This is a genomic window from Commensalibacter melissae (genome assembly GCF_009734185.1).
Classification (GTDB): Bacteria; Pseudomonadota; Alphaproteobacteria; order Acetobacterales; family Acetobacteraceae; genus Commensalibacter; species Commensalibacter melissae.
In genome coordinates, this window is the sequence record NZ_CP046393.1 from 471685 (window position 1) to 494734 (window position 23050).

Genomic DNA, 23050 nt, shown 5'->3' on the forward strand with positions numbered 1-23050 from the left:
TTATGAATATCAAAATTTGTATAAATCTACATTTTTTTATAAGTTTTTAACCAAAAAACCCTTTTGATATCAAATATATAGGTAAAATTATGGGTAATTTATGGAACCGAACCTTGACTTTTGATGCAAAAACAATGCGTTTTGAGGACTGGAACGGACATTTACGTGTAAAAAAAACAAATTTAACCAAGGCTAATATATGTGAGTATTATGGATTCGAGATAAAAAATCATATGAAATATGGTTTGGAACCAGAACGTAAATATCGTTTTCTTCGATCACCAGATGCTTTAAAAAAAGCAGTCTTTTCTTTTAAAGAACGTCCCATTCTTTACGTGCATAAAGCTGCAGATGCGGATCAGCTTGATAATTCAAAAGTCATTGGAACGACGGGTTCAGACCCGTCTTTTTCTTATCCTTATATTCAGGCTTCAATTACGATTTGGGACGGGGATTATATACAGGCAATTAAAAACAATACACAGGCTGAATTATCTGCTTCTTACGCTTTTACACCTGTAATGGAGACCGGAATGTTTGAAAATGAGCCTTATGACGGAATAATGACGGATATTAATGTGGATCATATTGCTTTGGTTGAACAAGGTCGTGCAGGACATGATGTTAGAGTTGCAGATGAAAGGTTGAACATACAAATGTCAAAACTTAATAATTTAGGGCAGAAATTAGCTTTAGTCCTTGCTGATTTTTTAAATCAGTCAAAATCTGATAGAGCCAATTATACACAAATTACAGATGCGGTTGCTTCTGTTAGTGGTGCACGTCGCAAATATATTGGAAAGTTATTGAGAGCGGTCCTTTCTGATTGTTCTATGGCAAAAGATTGTAAAGATGGGCAACAGGCAGAAAAAATTGTTGGTCTTGTTCATAAGGTATTATCTGAAAATGATCAGAATGCACCGGTAAATGATGATGATTCAATTGATACTATATCGACCTCAGATGATGATATGAATGCATCAGGTGGTTTTGATGTTGAGGATAGCTTAATTAAAAAAACAGGACTTAAACCCCAAGCTTATGATGCAGTTTCCCTAGAACGATTAATAGAACGTCGGATCATGACAAAAGCTAAACAGGCCCAAGAAGCCAGAATTCTGGTAAAACCCCTAGTTGGTGAATGGGCTGGTACAGAAGATAGCGGGGAGGTAATTCTACGAACGGTGTTGAGTGAAGTTACAGGAAAAAATCCTCCAGAAAACATGGGATACGACCAGTTAAAATATACTGTTGATATGATGCTTGCACATAAACAACAAATCAGGGCCAATGATGCTGGATATATTCGTTCCAAAGAACAGCATCGTTTTGGTGTTACACGATTACGGAGTATTTAATTATGTCTTTTCAAAATAAAGTTAACTTGAACCCTGCCCAAGGTTGGCATGGTGATTTTTCGTCTGTAAATCCACGGATCAGTTTATTGGGTAAAGACGGGGCGTTTCAGGTTGGAGAAACAGCAATTGAGGCTGGTTCCTTTGTATGGACTGATGAACGGGAAGGATTGATTAGCAATAAAGGAAATGCAAGTCCAATTGGTTTTGTCGGGCGCGAATGGGCAGGAATCAATCTTCCAGATGCACGAGAGGGGAATATGGAAATTTCTCCGGGAACAATGGTGACTGTTTTCAGTAAGGGGGAATTTATTATTGAATTACCTGAAATGATGTCCCAAGTTCAACAAGGTGAAATGGTCTATGCGTCGAAGGAAACAGGTAAAGTTGTTGTATCAGATGACAAAAATGCTGTCGCAACAAATTATAAATATGCTGAAAATGCAAAGGGCGGGGATATTGTCAAAATCTCTGCATGGATTTAAGAGGAACAATTATGACCATTCAAACAAAATCATGGGTACGTGATCGAGCAATTTTGGAAAACCAATTTGGAATTCACTTACCCAATGTTGTTGATTATACAGACAATATAAGGGTAGGGGATAGTTCGACTTCACCTGTAACAAAGGCAAATAATTCCATTCCAGGTCAATTTACGACTTATATAGATCCAAATATTATTGATGTCTTAACGGCCCCATGTAAGGCAGCTTCTATATACGGGGAAGCGAAAAAGGGGGATTGGCTACATGATACAATGATGTTTACAGTCGTTGAACCAGCTGGTGATATTGCCGCTTATGGAGATTTTAACCAAGCAGGATATAGTGTCCTTAATACCTCATTTCCCCAGCGTCAACAATTTCTGGTCCAAACTTTTGCAGAATGGGGAGATCGTGAAGAAGGTCGGGCTGCTTTATCTAATATTGATATTGCATCACGTAAAAGAATGGCGGCCGCTTTATTATTAAATCATTGGCAGAACCAGTCTTATTTTTTTGGAGTTTCCAACCTGCAAAATTATGGTGCCTTGAATGATCCCGCTTTACTACCTCCGATTGCGCCCACAATAAAAGGTTCTGGCGGTACGGTTTGGGGGAAGGCTTCAGCTAATGAAATTTATGAAGATATTCAGAAGCTGTACAGACAATTACAGGCGCAAACAAAAGGGATGATTAATCTGGACAATGCCGTTAATATGGATAGTCCATTAAAATTGGTCGTATCTAATGAGATTCAACCCTATCTGTTAAAAACAAATGAACATGGGATAGGGGTTATGGATTTGTTGAAGAAAAATTTTCCTAATCTTACACAAGTCAGTGCACCTCAATTATCGTTAGAAGGTGGTGAATTGATTCAGCTTTTTGTAGAGAATTATCAAGGTATTGACACTATAACCTGTGCTTTTTCTGAAAAATTAAGAAGTCATGGTATTGTTCGTAAAACTTCTTCTATGGAAGAAAAATTGACACAGGGATCATGGGGGGCAATCATAACACGTCCTATCCTGATTGCGCAAATGATTGGGGTTTAAAATGGCGGAAACAGTCATAGTAGCCTGTAAATTACCTCATGGGATTATTTTAGAAGTAGGAAAAGAAAAAGTTGAGTTAAAAGGCAGCATGCACTTGGGGCGTCCACAGACTCCTTTTTATATGGCATCCCAAATTGTAGGGTTAACAAAAGTTTCAAGAGATTTCTGGGAGGCATGGGTCAAACAACATGAAAATTTTGCGCCCTACCAAAAAGGCTTCATATTTGCTGCAGATAAAAAGAAAAAAGTTTTAGATGAAGCCAAAGAAAAAGAAACTTTGATGCATGGTCTTGAACCGATTGATTCTGCTAAAATGCCAAAGTCGCTGGAACAGGTGAAAGCAGGACAGGCAATATGAATTTACAATCTGATCTGAAACATCAGGAATGTGTGTTTGATTGGTCAGATTGGGCGGCAAGCTTTCCGGAATTGGAGAGTTTTTTTCGTCCTGAAACCATTTATAAAATCGCTGAACGAGCTGCCATTTATTTCAATCCAGGAAAATATAGCGTGGTTTGTTGTTTAAAGGAAAAGCGTATTTTAATGAATTTGCTGGTTTCTCATCTGGTTTGTTTGCAAAAAAAAACTGAAAATGGGGATCAGCTTATAGGATCAATTTCATCGGTGACAGAAGGAAGTGTTTCTCTTCATGTAGATACCAAATCTCATGCAAAAAATAAAATTGATCCTTGGTTGGCACAAACACGTTATGGATATGAATTTTGGGCTTTAACAAAAAAATATCGTAGTACTTTTTATACTAAACCCATTCCTGATCCTCGTCTGCGTATCTTTCCATAAGAGGGAATTATGACAAGGGCTAAAAATAACAATTTTGATAACAAGGAAATAAAATCCAATTTAAAATATTATTTGCCATTATTAGACTTTAATCATTCAGAATATGAAAAGGAAAATCTTCAATTTTATTCTCTAGATCAAGACAATGCTGAAATTGATGAATCGATAGATTTAAGCAAATTTAAATTCAATGATTGCAATGCTGCTGATGATTATATGGATAAATTCTTGGACGATGCCATAGATATTAATGCTCAATCTATAATCGCTTATGATAATACTAAAGAACATAATCTAGATTATATTATTATTGGCTGTAGAATACCCAACGGTTTAGTTATTAAGGTTGATGGTCAAAACATCCTGTTACGAGGTATTCGGGATATGCCAGGTAAAGATAGCAGACGTTTTTTTGGAAATATTGGCTTTACACGTTTGCCAAGGGATTTATGGAATGAATTTTTAAAATGTCATTCTAAATGGTCTCCATTAGTAAATGGGTCTGTTTTTATTGCCAGTTGTCAGGATGATTGTTCAGATGCATAGTTTCTAAGTAATTTTAATTGTATTTTGCAATAAAATGAAGATTGATTATCAATTTTACATAAAAATAATAATTATTTATAGATAAAATCTATAATTTAATTAAGTATATAATTTTTAAATCATAAACATTAGTCTATATAAATCTAAAGGAATAAGATTCTATGAAGCTTCATAATATGGTGCGAAGTATGATTGGAATTGTAAATCCCTCTATTACAGGATCGTTATTTCGTTCAAAAGGTTATATTCTAAAAGGAACTCGACAAGAGGCTGTTTATGAAGATCCTGAATCTATTGAATTGCAAGTTCAATCCTTAAAAGGAGATAAGTTGATTCATGGTCATTATGCCAGTGAACAAAATGAAAAACGTGTGGTTTATGCTAATGGACAACTTTACGGCATAGATCGTGTAAGAGGTGTCGGTGGTGATCTTTTGGAATTTCTGGGGCGACGCTGGTTGGTTGTTCAAAGATTAGAAGAGTGGGAAATGTCTGGCTGGTGTAAGGTTTTGGTCGTAGCTCAACTTGATCAACCTGAAAACGATCAAGGAGAACTGGTTATCTATGCTGATGAATAAAATTTATTTTTTTCAATACCATATACTTATAATTGCTTTCTAAAATAAAGTTTAATAACCTTGATTATAAAACAATTTAAGCAAGGGGCAATAACATGGATGTAATTGCATTATTTAAAGCGGTTATGGTCGGTTTTTTTAGTTTTATGATAGCTGTCGGTGCTGTTTTATCTGTGGTCTCGGCGATTACGAAACAATCTATTACAATGCCTAAGCATGTAAGAAAATTACCGGCTTTTTTAATGTTTGCTGTTATTTTATTGGGAGGTTGGATATTTATTTATTTGGGATTTGTCTCCCTGCCGGCAGATAATAGTGTAACGACACAACAAATGATGATGATTTATGCCTATTTGTTTGCCTTAATTCCTTCTGTTGCCTTGATGCTTGCATCTTTCGTTTATTATCTTGATGTAAGAAGTGCGGCAAAAAAAGAAGGAAAATCTTAAAATAATAACAAGTTTTCCAATCTTCATGCAAACAATTGAACCACCTTTTTAGGTGGTTTTTTTTATTCTTAAACACATTCCAAATTAAAAATTAATTATTTTTCATAAATCATTCAAACATTCGAAATCCAGGCATGCTTGAACCAAGCCTAAATTGCCTGAAACAGGGAATACTAAAATTGGTGTTCGATAATTTTATAAACCAATCCACTATGATAAGGATTACAAATTAATGTCTATACCATTAAATAATATTGTAAGAATTAATCCAAAGGTTTTATCCGTAGGGAACAAGGGAAATGACTTATTTGGTTTAATGCTTACAAGAAAAGAGAATGTTATTCCTGCGGGGATTACATCCATATTTGAAAATGCTGAAGAAATTGGAAAATTATTTGGTTATGATTCAATGGAATATAACCTTGCAACAGTTTATTTTGCTGGATTTACAGATTCTGATCGTGTTGCAACTCAGCTTTATATGGCTTTATACGCTGAAAACAATACAAGCGCTGGTTTGATTGGCGCAACAATGTCGGCTGTCACTTTGGAAGAGTTAAGATCTTTTAAGGGTGATTTACAGATTGTGGTTGATAATAATGAAAAAAATATAGTTGATCCAGATTTTAGCTTTATCAATAGCTTTAGTGAAGCGGCAACAATTTTGGAAAATTTGTTGGGAGTTTCTGTTGTTTATTCATCTGGAAATCAATCCTTTATTATCACATCCGGATTAACCGGACACAATTCTTATGTTAGTTTTGCAACAGGGCAATTGGCTGATCTATTGAGACTTTCAGAAAATCAAGGGGCCAGTTTATCACCCGCAATTGAATCTCCTACACCATCAAGTGTTATTAATACTTTGAGAAAAGAAAACCTAACTTTTTGTTCCGTTTTTCTGACTTGGGAACCTGATGAGGCAGAAGCTCTAACTTTTGCAAAATGGGCTGATTCTATGAAGGATGATGTATGTGTCATTCTTTCTGATAGTTCAAATAAAGCGATAACGGCCAATACCGGAACTTCATTTGCCGAAAAGGTATATTCAGCAAATTACGAGGGTGTTGTATGTGTTTATAACAGTCTTGAACTTTGTGCTTTTATCGCAGGTTATCCTGCGGCATGGGATCTTGAAAAAACCGATGGACGATATAATGCCGCTTTTCGTCGTAGCAGCTTATTAAAAGCCAATGTAACGAATGAAGACATTGCCTTGGCACTTAAAGCGAATGGTTATAATTTCTATGGCGTGTGGGCATCAGCGTCAAATGATTTTGTCTTTATGATGGAAGGTAAAATTTCAGGACAGTATTTATGGTTGGATAGCTGGTATTGTCAGGTATGGATGCGTCGTTATTTTCAAAATTGTTTTATAAAAACCCTATTAGCCAAAGGACAGATTCCATATAATAATGAAGGTAAGGGAATTTTAAGTGCGGCAATCAAACCCGCAATTGATGATTTTATTAAGTTTGGCGCAATACGTTCTGGTATTTATTTATCTGAAGATCAAACACAAAGTCTTAAACAGGCTGGTCTTAATTTATCTCAAATCAATAATATAACGGCTGTGGGTTATTATCTGAAAATTGATATGGGTAATGTAACACCACAAACCCGCGTTCGTCGTGGTTCGCCTCCCATTAATTTTTGGTATACCGATGGTCAATCCGTTCAACAAATCAACATGAACAGCATAGAGTTACAATAAAATGGCAATAAATAGAACAATTACATCAATCAATACAAAATTAACGCTCATTGCAAGTAATCCATGGGTAAATAATAATATAGCGGATAAAGTTGGTTTGGGATCAACAGCATCAGGTTTTGTTTCACCCTTGATAGGCGTACCATTAAGCTTGGAGGGGTTGACGTCAGATTCACCGTTCAAATTTTCCTCGAAAAGTTTAGTTGAAACAGTAACATCTTTTGAAGGTACTGTTTATGGAGGTTATTTGCCTGATGCGCATCAAGTTGAGCTGGAAATTAATTTTGTCGCAGCTTCCAGTTCTTTGGCAATTTTGCAATCACTGGCAAAAGTAATGCAGGTTCAAAGGGAAGCTTTGAAATTTAATGGAACAATGATTATTCCTTCTTTAGGTAAAAATTATAATTTGAATAATGGCTATCTGACTCAGTGGCAGGCTATACCCAATCATCAAAAAACATTAAGTGCCGTTCCTTGTAAATTTATTTTTGAATCTGTTGATGAAACTGTAGAGGTCTAAGTTTATGGCACGTCGCTCAGTTGAATTAAAAATCCAAGAACCTGGTCGTGATCAAGGTAAATTATTTAAAATCACCGAAATGTCTGCTTTTGATACAGAAGAATGGGCTGAACGCTCGATTAATGCGATTTTAAGAAATGCTAATAAAGAGGATATATCGTTTTTAATACCTTTAGTTTACACTTATGTGCAAGAAGCAACAATAGAATCAAGTTATGAAAAGTTAATGGAGAAAAATGATGAAGGAATGGTAAAAATTCAACAAGCTACTGAAAAATTAGCTGTATATTTGTCTTCATTGTTTTTCAGTTTGCCTTATGATGATTTAAAAATTGTAGTTAAACCCTTGTTTGATTGCTGTAGTATTTATTTGAATCCTGGTCAAAATGATTTGGTAGAGCCAATTTTGAATAATCCTAATCATTATATTGAAGAAGTTTCTACTATTATCGCTTTAAAACGGGAGGCATTTAAGTTACATACGGATTTTTTTACGAGAGACGCCAAGCGGTACTTAGACCTTTTCATAGTTTCGATGGAGCAATTACAGAGCAAAAAGGATATCGATACTACCCAAACATCCCTCAATCAATCGGAGAGGTGATTACTTCAGGTTTTGCTACGCTAAAAGAATTACAATCTGTTTATAGCGTGCGAGATTTGTACCAATTTTTAGAAATAATTTTAATTAATCAATATAATGAAATGATAGCTTCCGAATATATTAAACGGAAGAGTGAACTTGATGAAGTTCTATAGCCATTGCTATAATTTAAGGAAAAATAGGTATGGATAATTCTAATCAACCAGATAATCAGATACAACAATCCTTGTTGGATTCAGTTGCAAAGATGGATCAGGCATTAGAAAAATTTTCTTTAGCTTTTTCTACACATTCATCAGATAATCCGGAATCTTCATCAATCCTTTCAACAAATTTACAAATCATAATTGATAATCAAAATTCTGCGAATGAAAAACTTGATAACTTAAATCAGTTGAATAATTTGTCTAAATTAGGAAAGCTAGATAAACTTGATGATTTAGATATTTTGAAAAATTCATTATATGAAAAGTCCGATCATGATGGAAAGGGAGAATCATTTCTTGCTGCGGTAAGCAAATTAGAAAATTCTTTTGATAGTTTTAAGGGGGCAATTTCCGAACTGGCAGATCGTTTCTTGACGATAAGGGACATAAGTAATATTACAGATGATAATAGTGCAATGCAACAAATGGCTAGCATGACAAATTCATCTGTATCGGATGTTTATCAAGCTGTAAATGTTGGTAATCGTTATGGGGCGAATAAATCTGAAAGTTTGATGTTTTATAAAGAAATGGCGAATATAAATTCTGCCATTTCCACCAATAAAACAAATAGTTTACTTAATTATCCAGAATTACAAGAATTAGATAAGGTAGCTCCCAGTCAGCGAGTTTTACAAAGGGGTGATGACAAGGGGCATAATTTTACTGTACTTGAGCGCTTGGAAAATATTCGTAAGGCTTTAGCCACTTTACAAAAAGTTAATCCGGATCGTGCAAATATTATTGCTAGAAAATTGGCTCATGACAATGTTCATATTTATGATCAATTGACTGCGCCTGAACATGATATTATTGATGCTAAATCAAAAAGAGTTCAAACCTATGGATATCAAAATATATTTTTAGAAGAACAAAAAAATTCTAATTTAGAAGGAAATAACGAAACCAATCAAATTTTATCAGAAGCGTCAAACGCTAGTGCAAAATTAGATAATATTAAAAATCAAAATAACTTATTAGCAGCTGAAAAATCCGCCGGTTACATTATAAATAAATCGAATTTGGAAAGTGATTTATTAAAAAGGCATGGAGATACAATCGCTTCTGCAAAATCAAAGATAGCTATTACAAATGATGTTAATGATAAGATTGATCTATTAAAAACTGTTTTTACCGCGGTTATAAGTTTTGTAGCAACAATTGCGACATTTAAAGGAGTTTTAGGAAAGGGTGGTTCAGGATTGGCAAATATTGCCAAATCCTTACTGAAAAATGGTAGTAAAGCTGATAAATTTATTTCTAAAATACCTGAAATTGGTGCTATAGGTAAAAAAGCTAGTGGATTAGGTAAAATATGGAATAAAGTTTCTGGTATAAGTGCTGTCAAAAAGGGAACTGGTTCCGTTATAGGGAGTATTGGTCATACAGCTTTGAAAATTTCAGGAATATTCGGATTAACTGGAGGAGTAAAGGCTGTTGGGGATGAGTTAGAGCATGTTGTAACTAAGATTCCTCATTTTGGTAATGCTGATCGCATGATGGGAAAAGTTGCAGCTTTTGGTGCACGTCATATATTACCTAAAATAGCAGGTTTATTTGCTGGACCTGCTGGGTGGGCTTTTGATGCGATGTCATTAGGTTATGATTTGTATAGTTTGTATAACTACATGACAAGTAAAGATAGTAAGGCTGCATCTCCTCCTTTGAAAAAACCAATACTCGCTTCTTCTATGGTTAATCAGTCGGGCAATACCATCGCGGCGGGTGTGGGTGGTACAGCTGTTGGAATCGAAGCATATAAAGCCTATCAAGGTACGATTGGTAATTCACAAAAACATTCTTTATCATCAGGTAATGATAATGTTCAAATGAGTAAACTACTGGCAAATGATGGACAAATAAATAAGGTTAATCCTTCTTTTAATAAGATAATGAATTGCATGACTAATAATAATCAGCAATATCGAATTAACATTATTGTACAACCCTCAAGTGCTGATCCCATGATGATAGCACAACAGGTAAAACAGCAATTGAGCCTTAGTTTTCCATTTTCTAACGCGGTACAATCTTATAAAGCTATCAATTGTTAAAAATTTACTTATTAAAAAACGAAAAATATAATCTTAATTTTTATTTATTTAAGATAATTTTATAATATTTATAAATATTCTTTTAAATTTAAATAATTTATTTGTTGGTTCTAATTTAAAAGAGCCTCGATATTGGAGGATGTTATGGCTATAAAAATAGGGGCTGATAATATTTTGTCCTCTTATGCCCAGAGTGCTGGGTGGAAGCTATTAAATCAATTGGTTAATACAGATTCCAAATTCGGTTTTTTCGATAAAAATGGAAATCCATTTTATGAAACCGGATTAAAAAAAAATGAAATAAAAATCTTAAATAAAACATTAAGTTTTTCTATGGGCAATAATGTAGCCGAGGCAGGGGTTATTTATTTAAAGTATAAAAAAGAATATAAAACTTCAACTGCACCTGTCGAAGGTGGAAAAGTTGTCGCATATAATCTGGTAGAGCAACCCAGAACGGGACAAGTCACTTATGTTTCAACAGGAACTCAAAAACAACGGAAATTATTTGAGGATGTTTTGGAACATGCGGAAAATTCTACAAATGTATACATTTTACATACAGCGGAACGTTTGATTAACAATGTTAAAATAAATGCTCATTCTGTTGAACGAAATTCATCAAAAGGTTTTCAACTTGTACGATACTTAATTGATTTTCAGGAAATTATATCCACACCAAAGAATATTACCATTAAAAATGCGCGAGCCTATTCTAACGACAGTGTAAGTCAGGGAACAACTCAACCTCATGCTTTAAATGGTAATCAGAAACAAGCGGCTAACAAAAGCCAAAAACCTTATTAGTCAGATTGATAGGTAATAATACGAAATGCAACTTATACAGATTTCACCTATTGAGGCTCAGCAGTTTATTCTTACTCTTGAGGGAATGGATTATCGTTTTCGCCTGTTGGATAGAGGAAATGTTGGTGTGTTCCTTGATGTTTATTATGGTGCAGTACCATTATTAACAGGAATTTTATGTCTGGATCGGGTTCGATTAATCCGTTCTGCTTATCTTGAATTTCCTGGAGATTTAATGTTTGTTGATCAGCAAGGATTTAATCATCCATCTTATAAAGATTTTGGTAATCGTTATTTGCTTTATTATCTCGAAAGTGGAATTGATGATGGGATAGGTATATAATGCTATCATCCTATGAAGAGAAAATTACTGTTATTGGTCATCGTCCTACTTTTACTACCTTTCATAAACGTTATTTAAAATTTGAATTTGTAATGGGAGTGGATGAAAATAAACGACAAAAAACGTTTGCAGATGGAAAATTAATTCTTTCGGTCGAACATCTTAAAGCGAAAGTTTCTATTAATTATCAGGGAGGGGAGAGTCTTCCAGAATGTCAATGCACGATTTATAATATGGATGAGCATTGGATCAATCAATTATCAACATTGGGTCAATATAAAAAAGAGTCAAATGGGTTTGGCAATTATTTGATCATATATGCAAGTCTGGAAAACAGTTCCGATAAAAAAATTATATATAATAAAATATTTGAAGGCGGTATAACAGTTGCTTATGCAGATTATGGCAGTGCACCTGATCTTGCTTTCCATGTGAATGCAATGGTTGCAGCAGGATTAAATCTGACTCCAGCTAAATCCATTTCATTCAAAAATAAAACACCTGTCGCAACTGTTGTGCAAACAATTATTGATAAATATAATGCATCTCTACCCTATTCTAATGGGATAGGAAGATTGAGTTTTAAAAATTATGGTGTTAATGCCGTTTTAAACAATCCCAATTATCATGATGATTTAATTGAACAAATTCGATTATGTACAAGAGATACGAAAACCCGTTTTACATTTCAGGATCAGATTTGCAAAATCTTTCCTGAAAATATGACATTAAATGATTATGAACGTAGACTAGAAACTAATGATAGTAATAATGATAAGATAGAAGCTGTAGAAATTTCTTCCAGGAATATTTCTGTCAATAATGGAATGATCGGTTATCCTGCCTATTCAGATAGAGGTATCACTGTTCGAAGTATTTTTAATCATTCAATTCGATTTGGAGAGGAAATAGCTCTTAAATCAGAATATATTAAAAATATTAATGGAGTATGGCGATATATGGTTTCATTAAAACATGAATTATCCTGTTATACACCTGATGGGCCATGGTTTACAAATATTGAATTGCAAAAAGATTTTTCTAAAAAAGATAAAAAAGGACATATTGGCTAATGATGAATCCCAACAAAGGAAATAGCGTTCTTAATACGTTATGGACTATGATGGATAATGCAATCAGTCGTGTTTTTACTGCTATGCCGGTACAAGTATTATCTGTTGATACCGAAAAACGGCTTCTTGATGTAATTCCGATGCTCGCAATGTTGGATAATGAAGGAAAGGCAGTAGATCATGCGCAAATCAGTAATATTCCTTATGCAAGACAACAGGCTGGAGATTATGGAATCATTATTGATCCTAAAATAGGTGATAAGGGCATTGTTGTTTTTGCTGCTAGGGATATTTCAAATGTTGTTTCTAGTCGTAAAAAACATATTCCGGCAAGTTATCGTAAACATTCTATATCAGATGCCATTTATATAGGATCCCTTTTAAATGAAGAACCAAGAACATGGTTAAAAATCACTGATGGTAATCTGGAGATGGCCATTGCGCCTGTGTCAAAACAATCCCCCACTACTTTCGTGAATATAAGGGATCAGGACGTAGAAATATTTTTATCTAATGGTACCGATGTAAAAATAAAAGATGATAAACTTCATATCAAAGCTTCGGATATTAATATAGAAGGTAATGTCAATATAAATGGTCAGGTCAATATTTTGGGAGAAACATCCATTATTGGTGAGACTTCAATTATAGGGAACACTTTAATTACAGGTGCCGCTCAAACGACAGGAGATACTGTTATTGATGGAATTTCTTTTCTTGAACATGTTCATGGAAATGGTAATAAGGGTCAAGATACTACCCAACCTAAAAATTAGATTTAAAATTTTTAATATATTCAAAAGGTTATTTTTTATTATTAATTATCATAAATCATATTCTATTAAAAAATTAATTTGAAATATCAAGAACTTTATTAACCACTCTTTTGAGTGGTTTTTTTTGAGGTTGAAAATGGAATTATTATTAACTGAGGATTGGGATTTGCTGGTTGATAGAAATGGAAATATAGCAACTGTAAATGATGGGTTTGCCATTGCTCAACAGGTTGCTAACGAAATAAAATTGGAAGAGGGTGAGGGATGGTATGATGTGAACCAGGGAACACCATATTTTGCTAAAATATTGGGGGTTAATCCAAATTGGGGATTAATTAAGAATATTTTATTGGATCGTGCTGAAAATGTTGATGGTGTTATCCGTGCTGACATGGATTTGTATGTTGATAAACAAAGGGCCTTGCATGGAAACATTTATTTAATCATTGATACAAAGAGCGGGGAACAATTAAATGTCGTTTTCTGACGATGACAATATTAATGCAAGAAATATCTCACCAGTTCAGCTGAGAAATTTACCGATTGTTAAAGATGTCGACACGAACATCCCTTCATTAAAATGGGGGGGACAATCCACATCAGACCATGACAAAGAATGGGGTAATACAGGTATCATATTGCCTGAAGAGCAGGATATTCTTGCAGGCGTTATTGAAGATTTTCAGAATGCCTTTAATAATCAATTAAAGTTCTTCAATAATCAAAATGAATTTTTATTATCAACCCCACAGGGCCAACTTGCAACCTCTATGGCCGCGATAATTTCAGATCGTAACCGTTTATTGGCATATTATGTAAATCAGGTTGATCCATCTTATGCTACGGGTCGAATGCAAGATGGTATTGGTCGGATTTATTTTATTGAACGTATAAAAGCCAAAGCGACTACTGTTACCGGTATCTGTCGAGGTCAAAAAGATGTTTTGATTTCGGCAGGAACTAAAGTGCAGGATGGTGATGGAAATTTATATGAAGCGGATCAAAATTATATAATTGGTGAAGATGGCACAGTAGCTGTAAATTTTGTTTGTTTGCAAAAAGGTCCAATCAATTGTCCAGCGCATAGTTTACAAATGTATCAGCTTATTCCCGGGTGGGATAATGTTGATAATCCTACAGAAGGTATCATTGGTAATAATGTTGAAAGCCAAGCACAGTTTGAACAAAGGCGGCGACAATCCGTAGCTTTAAATTCTGTAAATAGTGTGGATAGTATTATGGCAGCTTTACTGAATTTAAAAAATGGCAATGGTAGCAGTGTTTGTGAAGATGTTTATGTTATTGATAATGATTCGGGAGGAGGTGTGAATAAAAACGGTGTTTTTTTAAAACCGCATAGTCTTTTTGTTTGTGTCTCTGCACCAGATGATGATTGGAGTAAACAATTAATTGCACAAACTATATGGAAGAAAAAACCACCGGGTTGTGATATGAATGGCGATCAAATAGTCGTCATTCAGGACCAGAGTGGGTTATATTCAACACCTCCGAAATATACTATTTGTTACGCTAATGCAAAAAGAATTCCGATCAGGTTAAAAATTACTTTAGCAAGACCACAGTTCTTACCAAAAAATGCGGTTGATCAAATAAAAACGGCAATTATAAAAGCTTTTACAGGTAATGATGGATCGAAAAAACCTAGAATTGGAAGTGAAATTCTAGCATCCAGTTTTTATGCACCTGTGCAGAGATTGGGGAGTTGGATCAGCATCATAACCTTATTTATTGGACGAGAAATTGCCAGTTTTTCGTTGGTTCAAATGAATATTGATGAAATGCCTACATTGAATAAAGATGATGTAGAGGTAGTGTTTAATGGATGAATCGGTATTTTTTGATGAAAATAAACCCCCTTTATGTCTTGATTATCATGAAACAGTTATTGCGCAATATGCTAATTCACCCCGTTTACTTGCGTTAATAAGATCATTTAGTGAAGCGATGAAAATCTGTGTTTTTTTTAGTGATTTTTATGAAAATATTTGGGATTTGAATACTGCCACAGGTAAAGGACTAGATATTTGGGGGCAGGTGGTTGGTGTTAATCGTACTGTAAAAACCCTTACGGGTTTCTTTTGGGGATTTAATGAGGAAACTTTATTATTAGCACGTCCGTATCACGATTTAACAGGTTTTAATGACTCCTTATCTTCAATAGAAGATCGTCGTACGGCTTGGGGTATGTTTCGTGATTACCAAGAGTTAGAGGGTGAAATCACATTTACAGATAAAAACTTTAAAAAGTTAATTTTCGCAAAGGCTCATGCGAACGTGAGTAATTACAATACATCAGATCTCAATTTTATTTTGATGTATATTTTTGGATACAATGAAAATGGGGAAAAAAATAATCATGAAATATATGTTCGAGATAATTTTGATATGTCGATAACTCTTATTTTAAATTGGCTGCCTAGTACTGATGAAGTGGCTATTATCATGAATGCAGGTTTATTGTTCAAACCAGCTGGGGTCTCGTTGAAGGTTGATATTCAGCCTAAATAATTAACAAATAAATATTAAAGGACAAAAAATGTCTATTCAAAGACCTGGAAAGCTTTTCTCCTCTAAATGGGCAGAATATGGTGATCGCTTTAATATCGAAGATACTGGGGCTGATTATCAAAATGGACGTGCTGATATAGAAACGGGTTTCCCACCACAAACAATGAAATCAGTCTTACAGGGAGGAGTTCCGCCCTGGGGACAGGATCATAATGGAATTTTATATAAAATTACAGAAGCTATACAATGGACACAAGGAGGGGGATTAGCCTTTTTCAATCAGGAATGGTCGAATAAAGTAGGAGGATATGCCCTTGGATCAGTTTTGAGATCGCAACGTTTTATTTATGTATTTTATATAAATATGATGGATGGTAATTTAATTGATCCAGACACAGGAAAGATAACTAGTGATTACTGGGTCAACTATGATAAACCTGGAAATAATTGGGCTGTTTTATCCATACTTTCTGATAATTCCGATAATATTTCTTTCTTGGATAGCGATACTTTTAGAATTACTACTAAAGTTGCAGGGCCATTAGCTAATGTTTATGTAAGGCCTTCGACAAAAGAGGTTAAATTCTTAGGTACACCAGATTTTCCATTTAGAACGGTGCAAGATGCTATTAATGCTGTGCCTAATGGTGGGACAGCAACTATCTATTTGTGGTATCAAGATGAATATACCTTAATGCAGGATAATACCATGAATTTGCCTGGATTGTTGGCAAATGGATGGGATATTGGTCATCGAAATTTAAACTTTGTTCCATGGGGACAAGATGAAAGGGATAAATTTGGTAATTATAATGATGAAACAGGAGCCTTGATTGATCAATTAAAGCATGATCTAGTCTCTTCTCACAGTGAAGAGGGGATTTGGCATTTTTCCATAATGAAAAAACCTATTATTCATATTCCTGTTGGAGTTGATAATGTTAGTAATATGACTATTCATGGTTATATTAGAGGAGATCTTGGAGCTTCTGTAGTTTTTGAACATTTTGAATTTGTCGTTCAAAGAGGTACACAATTAGGTAATCATCAGGATGGATCTCCTTTTCATCCTTTTTTAAGTTACGTTTTTAATGGTTGTAGTTTTGTTAATTTAGATGTTTTAAATCAATTATATGGGGGTTGGGAAGGTGCAAGTAATACGATTAAATTTACTAGATGTCATACAGCTGATGAAAATGGTAATCTTGTAACAGAAGGAAAATTTATTTGTTTAGGTCCAGCTACGACGACTTTAACCGTTGATTTTACTAGATTATCATCTGATACTGAAACATTAAATGGGCATTCATATGAACGTTATGAAGCAAATGCTGAAGCATTTTTTAAACGTATACGTAATTATCAATCTGCACAAATGCGTCCTGTAGCTTACCGGATGAAAGGTTCTCAACCTGTGGAAACTTTTTATTATCCCCAAGGTTTGAAAACAAGCTTAGATTTGGACTTTTCTTAAATATTTTATATATTTTCAAATAGATATGGATAGTTAGCGATGTATTTAATGCGAACGTTTTTTTTGAACAGCTATTGTGTATACCAGGTACTGAGACGCCCGAAGAGGGAACTGTCTGTATTTCCCCCGAAGAACGTCACATCTTATCAGGATTACAGCGTTGATTTTTTTCATCGTTTGTCTGATGGGGAAAGGGTTGTATCCGGGACGGTTTTAGTGCATGGCCTGGGATTGAAGGTGGAGAGTGTTCTGGCGCATGACAGGTTTTTAACGGCGTTTATTTCTGGTGGCTGGGCTAGTCATTCTTATTGTCTGACCTATACAGCGCAGACAGACCGGGGCAGGAGCGTAATCCAGGAGATGATTTTGTCCACTTTTGGACATGCCGCAACAGAGCGGAGGGAGGAGAGGTTCATAAGTATGGCTTCCCAGACAAGACCGCCTGACATACGACCGCCATTGAATGGAATAAAGCTTATTGACCGTTATCTTCTTGATGATAACGGTTTTTTTATATGTATCTAAGGGGAAGGAATAGGGATGAGTAACAGAAAGAGCGATTGTCAGTGTGAGGGTGTCTGCAATCTGGAGTTTTGCGAGCAGGAAACAATCGTGGCATCAGATCAGGTGACTATGTTAAATTCTACGAATGAAATAGGGTTGCAAGATGAGCTGTTGGTTATTCGCAAGGATGGGGAACAGACGCAATTTTATCGTGCCAGGGTTGAAGAGTTTAGTTCAGGGGCAGCTTTATATTTATTGGAGAAGGCTGTTCAGTCAATGTCCAGGACAGATCCGGCAGATGGCCGTTCCCTATGGCTGAATGAGGGATTTGTCTGTCTGGCCAGCGGGGATGTATCACGATTTGGTACGGTTTCCCCGCAGGGATTAAGCAGTGCATTAAAAGAGATGTTTGCGATGCTTCCCACCCAGGATCCAGGAGATGGAAGTCCCTGGATTAACGGAGGTTTTTTAATGAAGGGTTCCGTTAAACAGGTATGTGAATAATAAAGATGGAAATAATAAATTAATTTTACATATAAATTTCAGTAATCAATAAGGATTAAAAAATGAACTGTGATCAAGGCAGTCGAATTATTATCGTTCCAGCTGGATGTTTGGGACATCGTGAGATTGATCTGCAATGTAAATCACCATTGGAAAGTGTCTATTACCAGTTTTCAATGGTCAATCGCCTTTCTCCCTCTGATGCAATCAGCTGTGTAAGTGCCCAACCTTCAGATGAGACACTTAGTGTTGATCGGATTACGGTATCTGGGCAGACCTTTAAGGCACGTATCAGTGGAGGGACAATGAATACCAAAATCGGTATTCGTTTTTTGGTAACCACACGTGCAAATGAGGAACGTGAGTTTGTTGTGACATTGCCAATTATGCCGGAAGGAATCATGGGCAGTGGCGAGGCTGGCAATTATGTATTGGGGGATACGGGTCCCCAGGGTCCTCAAGGATGTGCTGCAACGGTTACGGTTGGCAAGGTTTTGCCTACAGAACCTGATGGGGATCCAAAGATTGTCAATTCGGGAACCGAGGTGGATGCCGTTCTGGATTTCACCTTGCCCCGTGGTCAGGTTGGGCCTCAGGGTGAGCAGGGCCAGGCCGCGACGGTAAAGATTGGAAACGTTGTGACAGGTGCGGCAGGGAGTGATGCTGCTGTTGAGAACAGGGGTGATGAGCATAACGTTGTTCTTGATTTTACCATTCCTGAAGGTAGGCAAGGCATACAGGGGATACAGGGGAAGGCAGGCACGCAAATTCTGTTGTCCAATCGTGATCCTGTTGCCCGTGATGCCAAGGAAAATATTGTCTGGCTCAATGATGTCACAGGAGATTTGTTTGAAACTGTCTCCCGGGGCGGGGATGCATATAGCTGGCACAAGTCTGGGAATCTGAAGGGGGAGGCTGGAAGTATCATATATACTGGTACTGTGGATCCCGTTTACAATGAGGTTTATAAAAAGAGTGATCTCTATTTCAATATTACCAACAGCAACCTGTTCACATTTAATGATAATCAATGGGTCAGGCTGGCCAATTTGAAAGGAGATCAGGGAGAGAGAGGTTCTTTATGGTTTTTTGCCCAGGAGGATCCTGTAACCTCTTCAAGCTATAGGGTCGGGGATAGTTTCCTGAATACAGCTTCCAATGATCTGTTTGTTTTCAATGGCACGAATTGGCAAAAGGTTGGAAACCTTCAAGGTAAACAAGGTGATATCGGCCCGCAGGGATTGCAGGGTGATACTGGCCCGCAGGGACTGCAGGGCATTCAGGGAGAGAAAGGGGAAGCAGGCAAGGACGGCAGGGACGGTTTTGATGGAACCCGCATCATCACCAGCCAGCAGGATCCGGATCAGGGAAGCGCCCCCCTAAACCCGAATGTTGTATGGATCAACACGACGAGCTGGGAGGTCAAGCGCACCATTCCGCATGGAGATAGCTGGGATTGGGTCAGTCTTGGCAGCATCAGGGGTCCCCGTGGTGATACCGGCCCGCAGGGATTGCAGGGTGATACTGGCCCGCAGGGACTGCAGGGTATTCAGGGAGAGAAAGGGGAAGCAGGCAAGGACGGCAGGGACGGTTTTGATGGAACCCGCATCATCACCAGCCAGCAGGATCCGGATCAGGGAAGCGCCCCCCTAAACCCGAATGTTGTATGGATCAACACGACGAGCTGGGAGGTCAAGCGCACCATTCCGCATGGAGATAGCTGGGATTGGGTCAGTCTTGGCAGCATCAGGGGTCCCCGTGGTGATACCGGCCCGCAGGGATTGCAGGGATTGCAGGGTGAGAAAGGTGCAAAAGGGGATGATGGCTCACGCTGGTATAGTGGTCATAACTTGCCTGATGCGACAATTGGTCTTAATGATCCCCGTGGTATGCCAAGAGCGGGGGATCAATATCTTTATCTTGATGAAAAGACTGGTGAGGCCAGCGCCTATATATACACCAATGACAAGACCTGGGGCGGACCTTTAGGAAAAGTTGCGGGACCCCAGGGAAAAGCGGCAACTGTCAGGGTTGTTGAGCAGGTGCAGCCTTTAAGACCCGATGAGGCGGCAACCATCAAAAATATTGGCGATGAACATGATGCGATCCTGCAGTTCAGCATTCCAAAAGGGGAGAAGGGGGATGTGGGCCCGATCGGAAAAGAGGGGGCCGCAGCTACCATACGTATAGGAACCGTGACCACCACAGATCCGGATGTCCAGGCATCCGTTCGCAATTCAGGATCAGAAAATACCGCCGTGCTCGAGTTCTCCATTCCCAAGGGAGAAAAGGGGGACAGCTATACGAATGACGGATCAACTGAACTCAACGTCAAGTCAATTCAGTCAGATGGCGGAAAGGTCGGAACAGATGGCGCGGGTAAATTATCCGCTGAAATGTTGGATTATACCATAAAAGTCCCAACTCCATCCCATCAGGATGCCTCTTTGGGTAAAGTCGTCGATAAAGTTTTAAATAATGTATCCTTTTCAACATTTACAAATATTTATCAAGAAAAAAAAGAAAATAATGATTTAGATGTTAAATGTGTTGCAATTGGATCTGATCGTGAGAAAGCAATTGATAATTGGACACCTCTTTTTGATAAAAATAGTAGAATTGATGGAAACGGGATTAAGTGTTTCGATAAAGAAACTGGTGAATGGGTCGTTCCTGAAGACGGGATTTTGGATATTAATTATGATATTGCTTTTAGTGATATGTCAGGAAAAAAATATGTTCCTATAGTAGAAGCGGAAAATTTTTTTAACATTGATATGGCAATCAACAATGAGCTGAATAAAGTTAATGAAATTATAGAAGTGGTTGATCAGCAGGAAATCACTTCTTACATTAAACCTCTTAAAGAAAATTTAGACTTAGTTTCTGAAGAAACAAAAAATAATCAAATAAAGGTGGATAATAAAACAGATTTAAAATCATTTTTTCTTAAATGTGAATATCCAATTATAGATTCAGGAAATTGGAAGACTGTTAAAATCACGCAAGGTATCAATAAAGGTAAAATTGCCTGGTTTGATACAATTTCTAATAAGTATTTAAAAAAAGCTATTGATCATAATGATTACGTTTTTACAGAAGAAATTGTGGAAGCTTATGCAGGGCCAGTAATTTTGATTGATGTAGATGTGACAATATCATCGGGTACCGAAGTGTCTGGGATCAGTTTATTAACGAATGTAAATAATAAAAGACAAGATCCATATGTTTTGGTCATTGAGGAAAATGCAAAAATTTCATATTCAAATATATTTTATAGAAATGTGATATCAAGAGGCAAATCATATCATAACACGTATTCAAGTAGCATGGTTGAATTGTATAATAATGCAATATCCTTAAAAGATACCTTGATAATTGTGGGAGAAGTGAAAGCTAAATTTTGTTCAACAAGCAAAACGTGTACAAGCACAAAGGATTATTCCTCGCGAGATAATTTGTTTTGGTTTGGAACTGATGGGTATCCTATAGGATTAAAAGGTTACAATAACGCTGAATTTATTTGTCCAATTGTTCCATTATTGTCAGAAGATAGTCCAGTATCTCATCCATCTTACTGGTTATTTAAAGATAAAAGTAAATGTTTATATAATAATGCAATGAATACAGATGAAATAATTTCATGGGTTAAGGAACATAGTAAACAAAGATTTATTTCCAATAAAACATTGATGTATTTAGGAGACTCAACCAACAACAATTTAGTAATAGATGTTGAGGAAGTGAAAGATAGCTCTGAAAATATTGTTCTTGATAAAGAAGGATATCCTGTCTTGGTTAATGTTTATCGTGTGGATAACGGTGACGAGATATACAGAGGAAATGAACCCTTAAATTTAGTCAATTGGAATGAGATAAGATTAAAAAACGGAGCGGTCTTAGATAATATAATTATTTTTAGAACTTATCAATATGATGAAAATAATAGCATGGGATTGTATCTAGAAACAAATTGTGGAATAAAAAATTCTGAAATATATGGATACAGTCTAATTGATTCTACAACGAGTCGATCAAGTAATAATTATTATATCTCTGCAGGAGATGTTTCTTATGATATAAAATTAATTTCTGAAAATGATTGTTTTTATGATATAAACGAAACAAAATTTCCAATTTCGTTATTTGATCGTGATATAATCTATTATGACAGCAACGTGAAAAAAATAACGCAAGGTAAAAGTGATAATAGTAAAATTTTCCATATTACAATAGGTAGCAGTGGTGATGGATCACAAGAAATACATATTAGTTTACAAGGGGGTAAACTAATAAATCCTTCTATTTCAATTTTTCACCAACATACGATATTTGTTCTTGATGAATTATCATATAATTTTAAGGAGATAGTTATTGAACCAGAACCCGTTATTGCAACTAATAATATTAAAGGTCAATTAAAAAGAATTGTAAAAAAGGGGGACAGAATAAAATTGTTAGGTTATTGGTCTTCACAAATTCAGGAATTTTCATCTTTTCCTTTAGGATTAAATAAAGTTAGAACTACATTAAATTTAATATAAAATTATAAATTTTTTTATATTCTTATGTATTGGGTGATAAAAACAATTAGTAACAATTTAAAAACATAAAGATTAGTAAAACATTATATGTCAATCTGAATAACTTGCACATTATCTTCGATAGAATAT

23 protein-coding genes are annotated in these 23050 nt (G+C 35.9%); all 23 read left to right on the forward strand.

The genetic code is table 11. From position 1 onward, the window contains the following. The first annotated feature begins 89 nt into the window (after nt 1–89). The 23 genes from GN303_RS02155 (at nt 90) to GN303_RS02265 (ending at nt 22921) form a co-directional block, all read left to right on the forward strand. A complete protein-coding gene (locus GN303_RS02155; RefSeq protein ID WP_110439474.1) occupies nt 90–1358 on the forward strand; it encodes a DUF2213 domain-containing protein in 1269 nt (422 codons plus the stop codon). A 2-nt stretch (nt 1359–1360) separates the two neighbouring features. Continuing rightward, nucleotides 1361–1840 carry a structural cement protein Gp24 gene (locus tag GN303_RS02160; RefSeq protein WP_110439475.1) on the forward strand — a complete coding sequence of 160 codons (480 nt, stop codon included), beginning with the start codon at nt 1361–1363 and terminating at the stop codon, nt 1838–1840. A gap of 11 nt (nt 1841–1851) precedes the next feature. Further along, complete coding sequence (locus GN303_RS02165; RefSeq protein ID WP_146206669.1) at nt 1852–2895, forward strand: major capsid family protein; 1044 nt, start codon at nt 1852–1854, stop codon at nt 2893–2895. A gap of 1 nt (nt 2896) precedes the next feature. Continuing rightward, nucleotides 2897–3253, forward strand: coding sequence for a hypothetical protein (locus GN303_RS02170; protein WP_110439477.1), 357 nt, complete (start codon nt 2897–2899; stop codon nt 3251–3253). Further along, a complete protein-coding gene (locus GN303_RS02175; RefSeq protein ID WP_110439478.1) occupies nt 3250–3696 on the forward strand; it encodes a DUF4054 domain-containing protein in 447 nt (148 codons plus the stop codon). Before GN303_RS02170 ends, GN303_RS02175 begins: the two co-directional genes overlap by 4 nt. Nucleotides 3697–3705: 9 nt before the next feature. Beyond that, nucleotides 3706–4242, forward strand: coding sequence for a hypothetical protein (locus tag GN303_RS02180; protein WP_110439479.1), 537 nt, complete (start codon nt 3706–3708; stop codon nt 4240–4242). 161 nt (nt 4243–4403) lie between these two features. Beyond that, nucleotides 4404–4820 (forward strand): hypothetical protein, encoded by a 417-nt coding sequence (locus tag GN303_RS02185; protein ID WP_110439480.1) that lies wholly within the window; start codon nt 4404–4406, stop codon nt 4818–4820. Nucleotides 4821–4915: 95 nt separating this feature from the next. Then, nucleotides 4916–5269, forward strand: a complete 354-nt coding sequence (locus GN303_RS02190; RefSeq protein ID WP_110439481.1) for a hypothetical protein — start codon at nt 4916–4918, stop codon at nt 5267–5269. A 232-nt stretch (nt 5270–5501) separates the two neighbouring features. Then, nucleotides 5502–6983 (forward strand): DUF3383 family protein, encoded by a 1482-nt coding sequence (locus GN303_RS02195; protein ID WP_110439482.1) that lies wholly within the window; start codon nt 5502–5504, stop codon nt 6981–6983. Between the two features lies 1 nt (nt 6984). Continuing rightward, nucleotides 6985–7503 (forward strand): phage tail fiber protein, encoded by a 519-nt coding sequence (locus GN303_RS02200; protein WP_110439483.1) that lies wholly within the window; start codon nt 6985–6987, stop codon nt 7501–7503. A 4-nt stretch (nt 7504–7507) separates the two neighbouring features. Beyond that, a complete protein-coding gene (locus GN303_RS02205) occupies nt 7508–8107 on the forward strand; it encodes a hypothetical protein (protein WP_110439484.1) in 600 nt (199 codons plus the stop codon). Between the two features lie 184 nt (nt 8108–8291). Beyond that, complete coding sequence (locus tag GN303_RS02210; protein WP_110439485.1) at nt 8292–10367, forward strand: hypothetical protein; 2076 nt, start codon at nt 8292–8294, stop codon at nt 10365–10367. Between the two features lie 144 nt (nt 10368–10511). Then, on the forward strand, nt 10512–11174 hold the full coding sequence (locus GN303_RS02215; protein ID WP_146206670.1) for a phage baseplate protein: 663 nt from the start codon (nt 10512–10514) through the stop codon (nt 11172–11174). 25 nt (nt 11175–11199) lie between these two features. After that, entirely contained in the window at nt 11200–11517 is a 318-nt protein-coding gene (locus GN303_RS02220; protein ID WP_110439487.1) for a phage baseplate plug family protein, read from the forward strand. After that, nucleotides 11517–12590 (forward strand): hypothetical protein, encoded by a 1074-nt coding sequence (locus GN303_RS02225; RefSeq protein ID WP_110439488.1) that lies wholly within the window; start codon nt 11517–11519, stop codon nt 12588–12590. The genes GN303_RS02220 and GN303_RS02225 overlap by 1 nt, the downstream gene beginning before the upstream one ends. Beyond that, nucleotides 12590–13366 (forward strand): Gp138 family membrane-puncturing spike protein, encoded by a 777-nt coding sequence (locus GN303_RS02230; RefSeq protein WP_110439489.1) that lies wholly within the window; start codon nt 12590–12592, stop codon nt 13364–13366. Before GN303_RS02225 ends, GN303_RS02230 begins: the two co-directional genes overlap by 1 nt. A 136-nt stretch (nt 13367–13502) precedes the next feature. Further along, entirely contained in the window at nt 13503–13853 is a 351-nt protein-coding gene (locus GN303_RS02235) for a hypothetical protein (RefSeq protein WP_110439490.1), read from the forward strand. Beyond that, complete coding sequence (locus GN303_RS02240) at nt 13840–15213, forward strand: baseplate J/gp47 family protein (protein WP_110439491.1); 1374 nt, start codon at nt 13840–13842, stop codon at nt 15211–15213. The genes GN303_RS02235 and GN303_RS02240 overlap by 14 nt, the downstream gene beginning before the upstream one ends. Then, complete coding sequence (locus GN303_RS02245) at nt 15206–15895, forward strand: DUF2612 domain-containing protein (protein WP_110439492.1); 690 nt, start codon at nt 15206–15208, stop codon at nt 15893–15895. Before GN303_RS02240 ends, GN303_RS02245 begins: the two co-directional genes overlap by 8 nt. A gap of 28 nt (nt 15896–15923) precedes the next feature. Continuing rightward, nucleotides 15924–17369 carry a hypothetical protein gene (locus GN303_RS02250; protein ID WP_110439493.1) on the forward strand — a complete coding sequence of 482 codons (1446 nt, stop codon included), beginning with the start codon at nt 15924–15926 and terminating at the stop codon, nt 17367–17369. 48 nt (nt 17370–17417) lie between these two features. After that, nucleotides 17418–17894 carry a phage fiber-tail adaptor protein gene (locus tag GN303_RS02255; RefSeq protein WP_156188437.1) on the forward strand — a complete coding sequence of 159 codons (477 nt, stop codon included), beginning with the start codon at nt 17418–17420 and terminating at the stop codon, nt 17892–17894. 15 nt (nt 17895–17909) lie between these two features. Beyond that, nucleotides 17910–18377, forward strand: coding sequence for a hypothetical protein (locus GN303_RS02260; protein ID WP_146206680.1), 468 nt, complete (start codon nt 17910–17912; stop codon nt 18375–18377). Nucleotides 18378–18439: 62 nt separating this feature from the next. Next, nucleotides 18440–22921 carry a phage fiber-tail adaptor protein gene (locus GN303_RS02265; protein WP_156188444.1) on the forward strand — a complete coding sequence of 1494 codons (4482 nt, stop codon included), beginning with the start codon at nt 18440–18442 and terminating at the stop codon, nt 22919–22921. The last annotated feature ends 129 nt before the right edge of the window (nt 22922–23050 follow it).